Origin of the sequence: Paenibacillus sp. Y5S-9, assembly GCF_036894235.1 — a bacterium.
In the GTDB taxonomy this organism is placed as follows: Bacteria; Bacillota; Bacilli; order Paenibacillales; family Paenibacillaceae; genus Paenibacillus.
This window is the reverse complement of sequence record NZ_CP145887.1, coordinates 4,077,196-4,090,993: the sequence shown is the minus strand read 5'-3', so window position 1 is coordinate 4,090,993 and position 13,798 is coordinate 4,077,196. Positions and strand designations below refer to the sequence as shown.

15 protein-coding genes and 1 other annotated feature are annotated in these 13,798 nt (G+C 44.7%); of the genes, 8 read left to right on the top strand and 7 right to left on the bottom strand.

Annotation, left to right across the window (positions count from 1 at the left end):
- Window positions 1–30 precede the first annotated feature (30 nt).
- The 3 genes from V6669_RS18005 to V6669_RS17995 all read right to left on the bottom strand — a co-directional run bounded on the left by V6669_RS18005 (window position 31) and on the right by V6669_RS17995 (window position 3,163).
- The gene (locus V6669_RS18005; RefSeq protein WP_338587328.1) at window positions 31–960 is read right to left on the bottom strand and encodes a DMT family transporter; all 930 of its coding nucleotides are present in this window, start codon (window positions 958–960) and stop codon (window positions 31–33) included.
- On the bottom strand, window positions 957–1,808 hold the full coding sequence (locus tag V6669_RS18000; RefSeq protein ID WP_338587327.1) for an AraC family transcriptional regulator: 852 nt from the start codon (window positions 1,806–1,808) through the stop codon (window positions 957–959). The genes V6669_RS18005 and V6669_RS18000 overlap by 4 nt, the downstream gene beginning before the upstream one ends.
- A gap of 224 nt (window positions 1,809–2,032) precedes the next feature.
- On the bottom strand, window positions 2,033–3,163 hold the full coding sequence (locus V6669_RS17995; RefSeq protein WP_338587326.1) for an NADH:flavin oxidoreductase: 1,131 nt from the start codon (window positions 3,161–3,163) through the stop codon (window positions 2,033–2,035).
- Window positions 3,164–3,371: 208 nt separating this feature from the next.
- Here V6669_RS17995 and V6669_RS17990 point away from each other — a divergent pair, with 208 nt between their 5' ends.
- The 8 genes from V6669_RS17990 (at window position 3,372) to tyrS (ending at window position 11,167) form a co-directional block, all read left to right on the top strand.
- Window positions 3,372–3,953 carry a TetR/AcrR family transcriptional regulator gene (locus tag V6669_RS17990; protein ID WP_338587325.1) on the top strand — a complete coding sequence of 194 codons (582 nt, stop codon included), beginning with the start codon at window positions 3,372–3,374 and terminating at the stop codon, window positions 3,951–3,953.
- Window positions 3,954–4,008: 55 nt separating this feature from the next.
- Window positions 4,009–4,308 (top strand): Dabb family protein, encoded by a 300-nt coding sequence (locus tag V6669_RS17985; RefSeq protein ID WP_338587324.1) that lies wholly within the window; start codon window positions 4,009–4,011, stop codon window positions 4,306–4,308.
- A 46-nt stretch (window positions 4,309–4,354) separates the two neighbouring features.
- Window positions 4,355–5,134: an NRDE family protein gene (locus V6669_RS17980; RefSeq protein ID WP_338587322.1), complete on the top strand. Its 780-nt coding sequence runs from the start codon at window positions 4,355–4,357 to the stop codon at window positions 5,132–5,134.
- 241 nt (window positions 5,135–5,375) lie between these two features.
- Entirely contained in the window at window positions 5,376–6,692 is a 1,317-nt protein-coding gene (locus V6669_RS17975; RefSeq protein ID WP_338587320.1) for a nucleobase:cation symporter-2 family protein, read from the top strand.
- Window positions 6,693–6,986: 294 nt separating this feature from the next.
- Entirely contained in the window at window positions 6,987–8,456 is a 1,470-nt protein-coding gene (locus V6669_RS17970) for a YdiU family protein (protein ID WP_338587319.1), read from the top strand.
- 91 nt (window positions 8,457–8,547) lie between these two features.
- Complete coding sequence (locus V6669_RS17965; RefSeq protein ID WP_338587317.1) at window positions 8,548–8,991, top strand: Imm63 family immunity protein; 444 nt, start codon at window positions 8,548–8,550, stop codon at window positions 8,989–8,991.
- Between the two features lie 20 nt (window positions 8,992–9,011).
- Window positions 9,012–9,461: a DUF4375 domain-containing protein gene (locus tag V6669_RS17960; RefSeq protein WP_338587315.1), complete on the top strand. Its 450-nt coding sequence runs from the start codon at window positions 9,012–9,014 to the stop codon at window positions 9,459–9,461.
- Window positions 9,462–9,560: 99 nt separating this feature from the next.
- Window positions 9,561–9,788, top strand: a binding site (T-box leader).
- Between the two features lie 116 nt (window positions 9,789–9,904).
- Window positions 9,905–11,167, top strand: coding sequence for a tyrosine--tRNA ligase (gene tyrS / locus V6669_RS17955; protein ID WP_338587314.1), 1,263 nt, complete (start codon window positions 9,905–9,907; stop codon window positions 11,165–11,167).
- A gap of 158 nt (window positions 11,168–11,325) precedes the next feature.
- Here the strand turns inward: tyrS and V6669_RS17950 are convergent, their stop codons facing one another.
- The 4 genes from V6669_RS17950 to V6669_RS17935 form a co-directional block, all read right to left on the bottom strand.
- Entirely contained in the window at window positions 11,326–11,604 is a 279-nt protein-coding gene (locus V6669_RS17950) for a YxcD family protein (RefSeq protein ID WP_017687903.1), read from the bottom strand.
- Between the two features lie 5 nt (window positions 11,605–11,609).
- Entirely contained in the window at window positions 11,610–12,113 is a 504-nt protein-coding gene (locus V6669_RS17945) for a hypothetical protein (protein WP_091029269.1), read from the bottom strand.
- Window positions 12,114–12,211: 98 nt separating this feature from the next.
- Entirely contained in the window at window positions 12,212–12,778 is a 567-nt protein-coding gene (locus V6669_RS17940) for a PadR family transcriptional regulator (RefSeq protein WP_036613540.1), read from the bottom strand.
- 174 nt (window positions 12,779–12,952) lie between these two features.
- Entirely contained in the window at window positions 12,953–13,528 is a 576-nt protein-coding gene (locus V6669_RS17935; protein WP_062835011.1) for a carbonic anhydrase, read from the bottom strand.
- Window positions 13,529–13,798 lie beyond the last annotated feature (270 nt).

Genomic DNA, 13,798 nt, shown 5'->3' with positions numbered 1-13,798 from the left:
CAGTTTTATCAGTAAAAAATGAAACAAACACTAATCCCTATGCGGATTAGTGTTTTTGTTGTTAAGCTTGTTTCCTGTTCTCTCTGAAATGTATGAGCCAAATAGGGTTAAGAACGCACCGAGTACAATCACCCAGGTTATCTGCTCTTGAAGAATCAGTGAAGACGACACAACAGTAATGACAGGCACCAGATAGATATATACACTCGTTTTGATAGCTCCGAGAAGATTCACAGCCCGGTTCCAGGTCACGAAACACAGCGCGGAGGCACCCAGACCGAGGTAGAGAATATTGGGGAGATTGGTCATATTCGTGAAGCGTCCGAGATCCCAATGGAATTCAAACAGGAACAGAGCTGGCAGCATGAAGATCAGGCCATAGAAGAATACTTTGCGGGTCGCACCAATGGTGTGATAACGAAGTTGGCCAATTTTCCGCATTAGTACAGAATATATCGCCCATACCGCAGGTGCTATAAAAGCAAGCAGATCACCTACCGGATTCAGTTGCAGAATGAAACTGCCGTTCAGCGCGATGAGTAGGATGCCGCTCAAGGCAATCCCAAATCCGATCAGAAAGCGGCGCGTTAACTTCTCACCATCCAAGAAGAAATTGGCGAGGACGGCAGTGAAGAACGGAGCGATGGAGACAATAACACCCACGTTGGAAGCGGTTGTGTAAAGCAGCGCAATATTTTCAATGAGAAAATATAACGTCACCCCGCATAAACCTGCTCCGATAAATAACCATTCTTCTCTGAATGAGGCGATCCGCAGTGAACGTGGATAGATCAATAACAGTACCAAATACCCGATCAGGAAACGGAAAAATAAAATTTCTACAGGAGTGAAATCAATCAACAAGACCTTTGTCGAGACAAACGTAGTTCCCCAGATCAATATGGTAAATAAGGCGAGCAAATGTCCGGTAGCGGCATTGGTGTTATGATGACTCGTCATACGAGGTTATCGATGGTTCGTTTCAATTCCGTATCATGGTTGAAGATACGTCTGTATTGCTTCGGCGTCAGCCCGATCAGTTTTTTGAAAAAATTCGTGAAATGGCTCTGGTCACTGAATCCTGTCTGTGCGGCTACTTCAATGGGAAGCAGGCCTTGTTCTAGCAGACGTTTGGCTTGATTAATGCGAATCGTTTCCAGGTAACGGTAAGGTGATATGCCTTTCTGGCGAGTGAATAAACGCAGCAGGTGATACTTACTCATCTCCGTCAGATCGGCTAACTCGTTCAGTGAGATGCTTTCCATGTAATGAGCTTCTATGTAATCACATATGCGTCTAATCTCTGTGGTAACATCCTGCGTGGATACAGGCGGTTCAGCATCCGAATAATCTCGCATTAATTGATCCAGCAGAAAGAGTAACAATTCTTCTTTGCAGAAATCGGATTGCTCCTCCAGAATCATCTGATGCAGCTCGTGCAGGGAACCCACAAGTTCACTTTGGTAGAGAACGGGGGATGTAAACCGTGGCAAGTAAGCTTGTCCAGTAATCTCTCTTGCATACTCTCGCATAACCTCAGGCTGGACGTTGATACAGCGATAATCGAGGGTTCTGCCATCGACCTGTTCGCAGGCATGAGGATCATGTGGATTAAAAACAATCATGTCGCCACTATTCAGAATGTATTCTTCGTTGTTGCAGACGAGGTGACGCTTGCCTTGCTCAATAAATCCAATGACGTAATAGTCATGAAAATGATTGGGAAACTTCTGCATAATGCCTTCAAATTGATAAGCTTCTAGCTGTAAGTCGGTATCAAAAACGACAGTCCGGACTTCCCGAGTCATGATGCACCTTCTTTCTGGTAAGTTAAGATCATTATAGGTTGCAAAGAAGGAATTTTCTTGAACGATATTGCTATTGCTCGAAGTGTCTGATTGGACAGATATCTCCAAAAAACAAAATACCCGCAATCCCGGAGGGAAAGCGAGCCCTTTGCTTAGTATAGTTGATTCATGAGTTCAAACCTATATAGGGGAGAAAAAATCTCTGGAACAATAAGTAATTGTTCTTAGTGTAACGTAGCGAGTGCTTCAGGTGTAAAAGCCTGTATCTCGGATACGCGTCCTTCGCGTATTTTGGCAGCCCATGCCGGATCACCAAGGAGTGCACGTCCCACAGCTACCAGATCAAATTCCTGTTGCTCATATCGCTTCATAAGTTCGCTCATACCTGGATGTTTTACTTCATTGCCTTCTGCTTCAGGCTCATCTGTCATACCTACAGAACCGACAGTTATCGTGGTTTGACCACTTAGCTTTCGCACCCACCCTGCAAATCCTAGATCAGATCCTTCAAACTCGGGCTCCCAGAAGCGTCGTGTCGAGCAGTGGAAGATATCTACACCTGCATCAACCAACAAACGAAGGAATTGTTCCAGTTCTTCCGGTGTGTCGAACAGTCTGGCTTGATAATCATTCATCTTCCATTGGGAAATTCGCATCGCAATAGGGAAATCAGGACCTACCGCAGCACGCACTGCCATGACAAGTTCAACCGCGAATTGAGTTCTTTTCTTAAGGTCACCACCATAGCGGTCCGTTCTCCTATTCGTTGTTTTCCAGAAAAACTGATCGATTAGAAAACCGTGTGCACCGTGAAGTTCAATTCCGTCAAAACCAATACTTTGTGCATTGGCTGCTGCATCTGCATAGGCTTGAATCACAGTTGCGATCTCTGCCTCCGTCATGGGCGCACCTACTTGAGTACCTTCCATATCAACTCCCGATGGACTCAGTGATACAGCTTCCGGGTGTGGGTCAGATCCTGAAGGACGAACGATTCCCATGTGTAAAATCTGCGGAAAAATCTTGCCGCCGGCTTCATGGACTTGTTTGACCACTTCAGCCCAGCCTTGAAGAGCTGCTTCTCCATACATATGAGGGATTCTAGGTTCACTTGATGCAGAGGGATGGTCAATGGTTGCACCTTCGGTAATAATAAGTCCAACACCATGCTCGGCACGTCGACGATAATATGCGGCTACGTCTGAGCCAGGGACACCGTCCGGGGAAAAAGCACGAGCCATGGGGGACATGACGATGCGTGAGGACAGGGTTAGCTTTGAAACAGTGTATGTTTGAAACAAACGCTCTGTAGAAATAATGTTATATTGTGGATTACTCAAAATATACACCTCCATTATGTTGTACCTCTCAGTGGGTACGAGTGCAATGTTAACAAGGTCTATAGGCATGCTCAACCAACAATCGGAGCATTTTGTTACTTAAGCGAAAGACACGGATTATTGTATGGTGTCTTTGCACTTACTTTCACTTGTTGAACAAATAACACTTATCTATAATGAAGGAGTCTAACCAAATATTTTGTTTACAAAGGAGGATTGGGGCATGTCTGGTGTATTGTCTCCAAACTCGGATGATCCACGTGTAATCCGCACGCGTCAATTAATTCTTGATGCGTTTTTAAACCAATTAAATCTTAAAAATTTCAACAGCATTACGATTCAAAACATTACGGAACAAGCCACAATTAACAGAGCTACTTTCTACGCCCATTTTCAGGATAAATATGCACTGCTTGAAGCCTTGTTATCGGATGCTTTTATGGAATATGTAACGAAAAGGGTGGACCCGGATGCCCGGTTATCAGCCGAAACCATACAGCAGCTTATATTCTCATTATGTGATTATCACGTCTCAAGTAATGGATGCATCAAGAAATATGAGACGGTTGCACCAATTATTGAAGAGAATATCAAGACACAGCTGGAGCAATTCCTTCTTGAATTAATGAGCAAAGTAGCGGGGGATGTAGATCCCAAAACGCTGAAAATTACGGCAACCATGCTAAGCTGGTCCATCTATGGAATGACATATCGTTGGAATATTGAGGGCGGACAGGAATCTCCGGCTGAATTAGCCAACAGAGTGGTCCCCTATATGATGGGCGGATTGGAATTGTTGAATTAACTTCATTTCACGAAATTTCATTTACTATTCGAATGGACATAGGAGGAATAACAAGATGTTTGAACATTTGGTTGTTTTTAAATTTAACGATAAAACCACACTAGCCAAACAGCAGGAATGGGTGGATCAATTGCTCGCGTTACAGGAACAAATACCGGGGATTGTCGGGCTGACCGCAGGGATCAATGCAACGGAAGAAACGGACCGTATTCAAGGTTATACCATTGGATTGAGAGTGACGTTTGAAGATCAGGAGGCATTGCGAGCTTATGGCCCACATCCTGCTCATCAGGCATTTGTAGCTTCCCTCGAAGGTTGGGTGGAAGATGTCATTGTAGTTGATTATGCGATATAAAGCCACGATATCAGAGGGTTAACGAATATAGGAGTTGAAGATTCCCATGTGTTTAATTTTATTTGCTTACAACATGCATCCAAAGTATCCGCTTATATTGGGATCAAATAGGGATGAATTCTATCACAGACCTACGGCTCAAGCACACTATTGGGAAGATCATCCTCATATATTGGCTGGCCGCGATTTGTCGAAAATGGGAACCTGGATGGGCGTAACCACAGAGGGGCGTCTGGCTGCTGTCACGAATTATCGTGATCCAAATGAAGATTTACATGCCAAGGGCTCAAGAGGAGATCTGGTTGCTGATTTTTTGAAGGGAACGTCCACACCTGAGCAATATATACAACATGCGGAGAGAAGTCGCAATGATTATCCTGGCTATAATTTGTTAGTGGGTGATCCTGACGACCTCTATTATTATTCTAATGTGGGTAATGTTGTGATGAAGTTGAAACCGGGAATATACGGGATTAGTAATCACTTGATTAATACCGATTGGCCCAAGGTGAAACGTGGGAAAGAAGGGCTGGAGAAAATCATCCAAGGGGAGGACGAAGCTACCCTGACAGAGCAAATATTAGGTTTGCTGCAAATGGCAGACCCTTCAGTGGATGAGCTTCTCCCCCATACAGGTGTTCCATTGGAATGGGAGCGTTTGCTTTCTCCAATCTTTGTTAGAAGTGAGAAATTCGACTATGGGACCAGAGCTTCATCCGTTGTTCTGATGAACAGAGAAGAAGTGTTTTTTACGGAGAAGGTTCACCAGAACGGAGAGGTAATGGAGCAACGTTTTAACATTAAGCCTCTCAACTGGACAAGCTGAGAATATGAAACAAGTGATATTCAGCCCTTATGCATTAACGTGTCAACTTATATAACGCGACATAAACGGTATGAGAGTACCTTTTGTATAACATGCCCAATTTAAGTTGGGCTCTTTATCTCTTATCACAATTCTATGTTATGAATCATGGAACTTCCCTGAATAGTTTATATAATGTGAATCAACATAACATGATTTTGCAGCGGTTCAGTTGATTCTAATTTCAGGGGGGCAACGTGGGATGAAAGAAACCAAAAAGATGAGAGTTTTTTCACTGGGGATTCAGCACGTACTCGCGATGTATGCGGGGGCAATTCTGGTGCCTTTGCTTGTGGGCAGAGCACTAAATCTGACTGCAGAGCAGTTAGCGTATCTGGTATCCATTGACCTGTTAACGTGTGGGATTGCAACATGGCTTCAGGCTCGGAAAGGAAAGTACTTGGGTATTGGTCTGCCAGCGGTGCTCGGAAGTTCTTTTGTAGCGGTGACACCGATGATTGCGATTGGATCGCAATACGGAATTCCTGCCATATATGGGTCGATCATTGCAGCGGGTTTATTTATCGTCATCTTTGCTGTGTTTTTTAGCAAAATCGTCAAATTGTTTCCGCCAGTTGTGATTGGTACAGTGGTAACGATCATCGGTCTTGCGTTAATTCCAACCGGTATTAAAAACATGGCGGGTGGAGCAAACAGCGAGAATTTTGGAAGTTTGGACAATTTGGCCCTTTCATTTGGTGTATTACTGTTCATTCTAATCCTGAATCGATATGCTCGCGGTTTTGTTAAATCCCTGGCTGTTCTCCTTGGTATTATCGTGGGGACCCTCATCGCAGCCATCATGGGAAAAGTGAATTTTGCCTCTGTACAGGAAGCCTCCTGGTTCCATTTACCTCAACCCTTTTACTTCGGATGGCCTACTTTCGAAATCGGCCCAATCATCACAATGATTATTGTAGGTACAGTCGTTATCATCGAATCAACAGGTGTATTTATGGCTTTGAGCAAAATCTGTGATCAACCGATCAACGAAAAAGATCTGGCACGGGGATATCGCGCAGAAGGTCTCGCGTTTGTCTTGGGCGGCATATTTAATGCTTTTCCATATAATACATTTGCACAGAATGTTGGTTTGGTTCAGCTCTCCAAAGTGAAAACGACCAATGTTGTTGTTGCAGCCGGAGGTATCCTGGTCTTTCTGGGACTCATTCCAAAGGTAGCTGCTTTTGCAACCATTATTCCAAGTGCTGTCCTCGGAGGAGCAACTGTTGTCCTGTTTGGAATGGTCGTCTCATCCGGGATCAAAATGCTGCAAAACGTTGACTTCGGCAAACAATCCAATCTATTAATCGTGGCTTGCTCCGTTTCGCTTGGGCTCGGTGTTACTGCTGTACCCGATCTGTTTGCCCAGCTTCCTCAAAGTATTCGGATTATTGTTAGCGATGGTATCATCACGGGAAGCCTGTCTGCTATCCTGCTTAATGTCTTCTTTAACCTTACCTTCAAAAAAGAAAGCTTGCCTGTACAACCAGTACAGGTTCAGGAAGCACACACGTAATCCTTGTAATAACAGACATGTCATCGGGTAAACGGAATCGATCCAAGACGGTTTTTCTGGGAAGTGGAATGAAAGGGCATGACTCCACTTGGCAAAGAAACCTCTTGGATTTTTTTGTGCTTACGATTCATGAGGAATGCAAAAGGCATGCAAATATGCTAAAGTTTCATCAAGAACATTTTATATGTTCCCTACATTGAATTTCCATGCGACTACATAAATGAGCATTGCTTCACAAGGCTAAAATAAAACCAAGGGATATCCTCTGGGTACAGAAAAGGAGTTGTGAGCACCATGCAACAAGAGACATCGAACAAAGGCTGGAATTTGGACAATAGTTATGCGCAGTTACCGCAACCCTTTTTTACAAGTCAGGGCGCAGTACCTGTTGAATCACCAAAGCTAATCATTTTTAATAGACTGCTTGCATCCAGCTTGGGACTGGATGTGGAGTCTCTTGACAGTGAGGAAGGAGCGCAAATTTTTGCAGGTAACCTGATTCCAGAAGGGGCCGAGCCCTTAGCTCAAGCCTACGCAGGACATCAATTCGGCAATTTTAACATGCTTGGAGATGGACGGGCTCTTCTGCTGGGTGAACAGATTACGCCACAGGGCGAGCGAGTGGATATCCAGCTGAAAGGTTCAGGGAGAACACCGTACTCTCGTGGAGGAGATGGACGTGCTGCTGTAGGGCCCATGTTGCGAGAATATATTATTAGTGAAGCGATGTATGCACTGGGTATTCCAACGACACGCAGTCTGGCTGTGGTGTCTACAGGAGAAAACATTATCCGCGAAACAGAGCGGCCTGGGGCCATATTGACCCGGGTGGCTTCCAGTCATATTCGGGTAGCAACCTTCCAGTATGCAGCTAGATGGGGGTCTATCGACGATCTTCGAGCGTTGGCTGATTACACGTTGAATCGACATTTTCCTGAGGTTGCTCAGGCCAAAAACCGTTATCTTCTACTCCTTCAGGAAGTGATTAAGCGGCAAGCGGCTCTCATTGCCCAGTGGCAGCATGTTGGATTCATTCATGGCGTGATGAACACGGATAACATGGCTATTAGTGGTGAGACCATCGATTATGGTCCATGCGCTTTTATGGATGCGTACAATCCTTCGACCGTATTTAGCTCCATTGACAGACAAGGCCGCTATGCTTATGGCAATCAACCGTATATAGCAGGATGGAATTTGGCTCGATTTGCCGAGACACTTCTGCCGTTGTTGCATGAAGATGAAGAACAGGCGGTGCAACTCGCGCAGGATGCTATCGCACAATTTTCTGAATTGTACCATCATCACTGGCTCAAGGGGATGCGTGCCAAATTGGGCTTGTTGGATGAAGAGGCCGAAGATGAGGCCTTGATCAAGGAGCTTCTTGAACTCATGGAGAAGCATAGTGCAGATTACACCAATACGTTCCTAGCATTGACCTTTGATACATTGCAAGGAACAGCTTTGTTTGGCACGACAGAATTTGCTGAATGGCATGAGCAGTGGCAAGCGAGATTGGACAGACAGCAGGGGGAGAAGGAAGTCTCTAAGCAGTTGATGAGAACAAGCAATCCAGCCGTCATTCCCCGCAATCATCGGGTCGAAGAAGCGCTTGAGCGAGCAGAGAATCATGGAGATCTTAGCGTGATGGAGAAGCTTTTGGCAGTTCTTTCAGATCCGTTCGCGCACTCACCTGAGCAGGCTGAATATGCCGAACTACCTGCACAATGCAATACTTCGTACCAAACTTTTTGTGGGACCTGATTGAACAATACGGAAGAAGAGGCTGCCTTCGGCAGCTTTTTCATTTTTTCATTCTGTCATCGATGTTATTTTTATATAGGCAGGTGCATTCATGTCCAACATGTTAAGCAAACAACAATTGGCAGACATCCTTTTACAGCTTTTAGAGCGTACATCTCTCCGTAGGGAACAGATGCAGAACTATGTTAACCGCTTGTTTGAGACCTTTAAATGCGATGGTGTGCCCTATGTAGAGAATGGAGAAGATGCGTATATTGTTCGAATATACGAACGTGGTCTCGTCTCATTGGAGAAACGGGTGAAACAGCCGGATGAAGTCGTCTATTGGCTGCTGGAGGATATTATTTTCACCGCGACGCATGTAGGGTTGTTGGAAAGATATGGCGTGGATAATAAACAGACGCATTTGAACTACACAAATGAAGTGATGAATGAACTAAACAGGGGTGTTCAGGAAGCCTTCCAGCAGATCGGTGATCCGTACTTACATTGGTATCAGACGGGTAAACGTCAGGAGTTAGAGGGCATGAAATAAATAAAAATGAGGTGTGTTACATGAGCGAGCAAGATATTAATGATGTATGGTATGACTATGCTGTGTTATTTGTCGAAAAAAAGAATAAATCTGAACAGGGCTGGGCTTCGTTGACTTCGGACGAGCAGGATATTGCTGCTTTATGGCTTTTAGAGGCGGATGTCTTTAATGGCGGTTTTATTCAGTTTTTCTGTAACTGGGGGGAAGAGGTATACCGTTACGCGTTGCGGGCATTACATACCATTGGTGCGACTCAAGTCGTGGAGATTATAACGGCAGCATACGGCTGCATGGAGCATCTGAAAGAGGATGAAAGGCTTACCGAACTGTGGGATATTCCTAAATTACTGACAAAGGAACAAGAGGACCAGTTAGATGCGCTGGATCAGCAATTTTGGAATAATGAGGATCAGATTGCGGAGAAAGCCTATGGTTATTATCACGGAAAATTGAACATGATGATTATATAATCTGGTTTCAATTATGCATCCGTTGTTCTGTTCAAAGATTGCATACTTGGCCTTGCAATGACTGGAACGTTCGGCTATACTTGCTATAAATTGAATACATGAATCACGTTGATAGAGCGCAGTAGCGGCTTTGTCCCTGTTACAGAAAGTCAGGGGTTGATGGAACCTGATACATACAAGGGCTGCGAATTACACTCTGGAGTACTTGGGTAATGCCAAGCGGATGGGCAAACGATATATTGCCAAAAGTGGTATGGATAACGTGTTAAGATCACGTGTTGTCCATGCAATTTGGGTGGTACCACGGTTATGATAATCGTCCCTGTGTCTAATGAAGACAAGGAGGCGATTTTTTTGTGTCCAAAAAAGCCGCTCCAGCGTGTAATTTCGTAATTTAACGTAGATCATGACTGAATCTTGAGGATAGAAAAGGGGTTATACGAATGAATATTATTGATGAACTACAGTGGCGTGACGCCATTAACCAGCAGACGGATGCAGAGGGACTACGTGAATTGACTGAAACGAAATCCGTTTCTTTGTACTGCGGCGTTGACCCTACGGGGGATAGCATGCATATCGGACATCTCATTCCCTTCATGATGCTGAAAAGGTTTCAACTGGCAGGACATCGTCCGGTTATTTTGATTGGTGGAGCTACAGGCACGATTGGTGACCCAAGTGGTCGTCAGACAGAGCGTTCTCTGCAAACGATGGAGCAAGTGCAGGAGAATGTGGATGCACTGACAGCGCAGATGAAGAAGTTGTTCGTAACAGACGGTGATAATCAGGTTCGCATGGTGAACAACTACGATTGGACACACAAAATCAATGTCATTGAATTCTTACGTGACTACGGCAAAAACTTTAACCTCAACACGATGCTTGCTAAGGATGTAGTTGCGAGCAGACTGGAAGGCGGAATCTCGTTCACCGAGTTTTCATACCAGATCCTTCAATCTCTCGACTACCTGCACCTGTTCCAAAATGAAGATGTACAGCTTCAAATCGGCGGTTCTGATCAATGGGGGAATATCACGAGTGGTCTTGATCTGATTCGTAAAAAAGAAGGATCTGAAGCGAAGGCGTACGGTCTGACCATTCCGCTCATGCTCAAATCCGACGGTACGAAATTTGGTAAAACAGCTGGCGGCGCAATCTGGCTTGATCCAAACAAAACGACACCATTTGAGTTCTACCAGTTCTGGGCAAATACAGATGACCGTGATGTGATCAAATACTTGAAATACTTTACCTTCCTGAGCAAAGAAGAAATTGAAGCTTTGGCTGAAAAGGTAGAGACAGAGCCACATAGACGTGAAGCACAGAAAGCACTCGCGGAAGAAATGACAAAATTTGTTCACGGCGAAGAAATGCTCGAACAGGCTAAACGTATTACAGCGGCGCTGTTCAGTGGTGATATCCGTTCCCTGACAGCTGATGAAATCGAACAGGGCTTCAAGGAAATGCCAACATTTGAGACGGATGGCGAAGCGAAAAATATCGTCGACTGGCTCGTAGATCTGGGGCTGGAGCCATCCAAACGCCAGGCGCGTGAGGATGTCACTAAAGGCGCAATCTCCATGAACGGTGAGAAAATCACAGAGCTTGAATTTACAGTCTCGGCAGAGCATGCCATTGGCGGTAAATTCATCATTATCCGTAAAGGTAAGAAGAACTACAGCCTGGTCAAACTTCAATCGTAGTTTCCTAGAAATAGTACGTAACACAGGCACGTATAGAGACTAAAATAGACACACAAATAAAGATACAAATACAGAAACAAAAAGACCGTCTTCCATCTCTGTCAGGCGACAGAAGGGAGACGGTCTTTAGTATAAGAAGTCATTGCTTGACCTATAGTTTATTGATTAACGATCGCTGTGATTTCTTCATCCAGATCAAGTCGTACATTCTCACGGTACGCCCGGATGTTGTATTCACTGTGCAGGTAACGAAGAATCGCTTCAATCATATTGGACTCGACCAGATATTGACTGCGTCCTTGGATCCAAACTTCAGCGGAATAACCTGTATCTTCTTCCCAGCTCAGTTCTACATTCACATCGGTTGGACGTACACCCTTACGTTCTGCCATATGAATACAGATTGCATTCACAATTTCATCCATGCTCAGAACCATAGAGATTAGTACCGTCCGTTTCTGTTACGGTCATCATCACGATCATTGCGACGGTCATAACGACCATCCGCTGCAGGTTTGCGACGATTGGAGATGGCTCTGAAGAGTGCCATAGCCAGCATAACAATCAACATGATCGCTGCAACGTTCACGAGCAATCCAAGGATGTTACCCAGGGCGCCCATGCCACCGAACAGTCCGCCGAACATCATACCAGCAAGACCACCAAGCATCATGCCTTTCATGAAGCCTCCGCCACCGCCGAAGAATCCACCACCACGGGTTGCAGCTGCACCAGTACCGGAGTTATTACCGGAATTGGATTGATTCACGTTGTTGTTGGAGTCGGATTTCTTAGGAGTGTTGGTATAACTTTTTGTACCGGATTTGAATCCGCCACCACGTCTTGCATCTGCAGAATCCGGATTCGTTACTCCCACTGTTGCGAACAATAATGTAAAGGCCATAAATACCATCATTAGATGTTTAACTCCGAATTTTTTCTTCATTGTAAAGATCGTAACCCCCCGATTAATTTGTTTGAATCGCCCAAAAATGGGCCTTACTCATGTAATACGGTCAACTTGCAGGAACGTTTCAAATTTTATTAAATTTCTGAAACGCTTGGACTTGGGTCTTGAATTGCAGCTTGGCCATCAAGCAATTGGGTAACCCAATGACACCATTCCAGGCCTGTTTGTGCATGCATTAACCCTTTTTGTACCAGGATGTAGCTTCCAAAATCTCGGTTGCCTACACGAAGATTATCCTGAGGTATACGTGACTTCAGATCCTCGAAATAACGTATGCGTTCCATAAACCAGCTTTTACGCTCGTTAAGAATGCGTCTCATGCTTCCGTCTTCCGCTATGCCAACACACAAAATACGCAAATTAAATTCATCGCGTGTAACCGGTGCGGTAACAGGAGTAATCATCCATTCCAAGAGCTTTTCAATGCCTTTTTCCGTAACTGCGTACATTTTCTTGTCCGGTTTGTCAGACTGTTGTACCCAGCGGGAGGCCAATAACTCATCGTTTTCCATCTTGGACAGGAGTGGGTAGATCTGGCTGTGTTTCGCCTGCCAATGCGGCTGGATCTTCAGCATCAGATCATAGCCCGATGACTCCTCGCGGGTAAGCAGCCCGAGCAATCCGTAGGAAAGTATGTTCATGCACATGTCTCCTTAATATTAGGGCTAGGTCAGAGAGAACAATCGGTTTTACTTTCTTTGACCGCTTTCATAAAAAGTGTACACTGAAACTGTATGGTTTGACAACCTGACAGAACAACTGCCTTAATTTAGACAAAAAAAAGTGCGAACCATAAGGTCCGCACTCCAAACCATTTAGAGAGATGCCTGTTGTCCATATCCCTCAGCGACAAGATCAAGCTCACCTGTAGCAGAATCGATAACCATGCCGTGGACGGGTACATTGGGAGGAAGTAAAGGATGCTTCTTGATCACTTCCACAGTATGTTTTACCCCTTCTTCGACGCTGTCAAACCCACGCAACCATTTTTGCAAACGGATGCCCGAATTCTCCAGAGTAGTCATGACTTCTTCCGATACACCACGCTCTACCATATGTCCAATCATGGTCTCAGCGTGAAGGGAAGCCATGCCACATTCCGTATGTCCAACTACCAGGACTTCATCTGCACCCAGTTCATAGATGGCGACAAGTACACTACGCATTACACTCCCGAAAGGCTGAGAGATAATTGCGCCTGCGTTTTTGATGATTTTCACATCACCGTTTTTCAGGTTCATGGCCTTGGGCAGCATTTCCACCAGACGTGTATCCATACAAGTGATGATAACCATCTTTTTGGTTGGAAACTTGCCAGCCGTATACTTTTCGTATTCTTTGGTCTCGACAAATGATTTGTTGTAAGCCAAAATCTCTTGAATGTTGTTCATGTCCATTGCCTCCTGTTATCCAATACGACGAGCACGGCCACTTGCATATGATGCAGCTTGTCCTACGCGCCTTTGCTTTAATAGTATTTCACGGTCAGCAGATGGCATTACTCCAACCCTTTAGAGGTTGTTCAAAAAGTCCACTTTTGATTACAAATGATGCGTGAGGGCATCATCAGCATCGAAGTTGAGCACCATTTCTATCTTCTCGGTAATGAAAACCAGACTTTTTGAACACGTATCTTTAGGAGAACAATGCAATTTTCATCT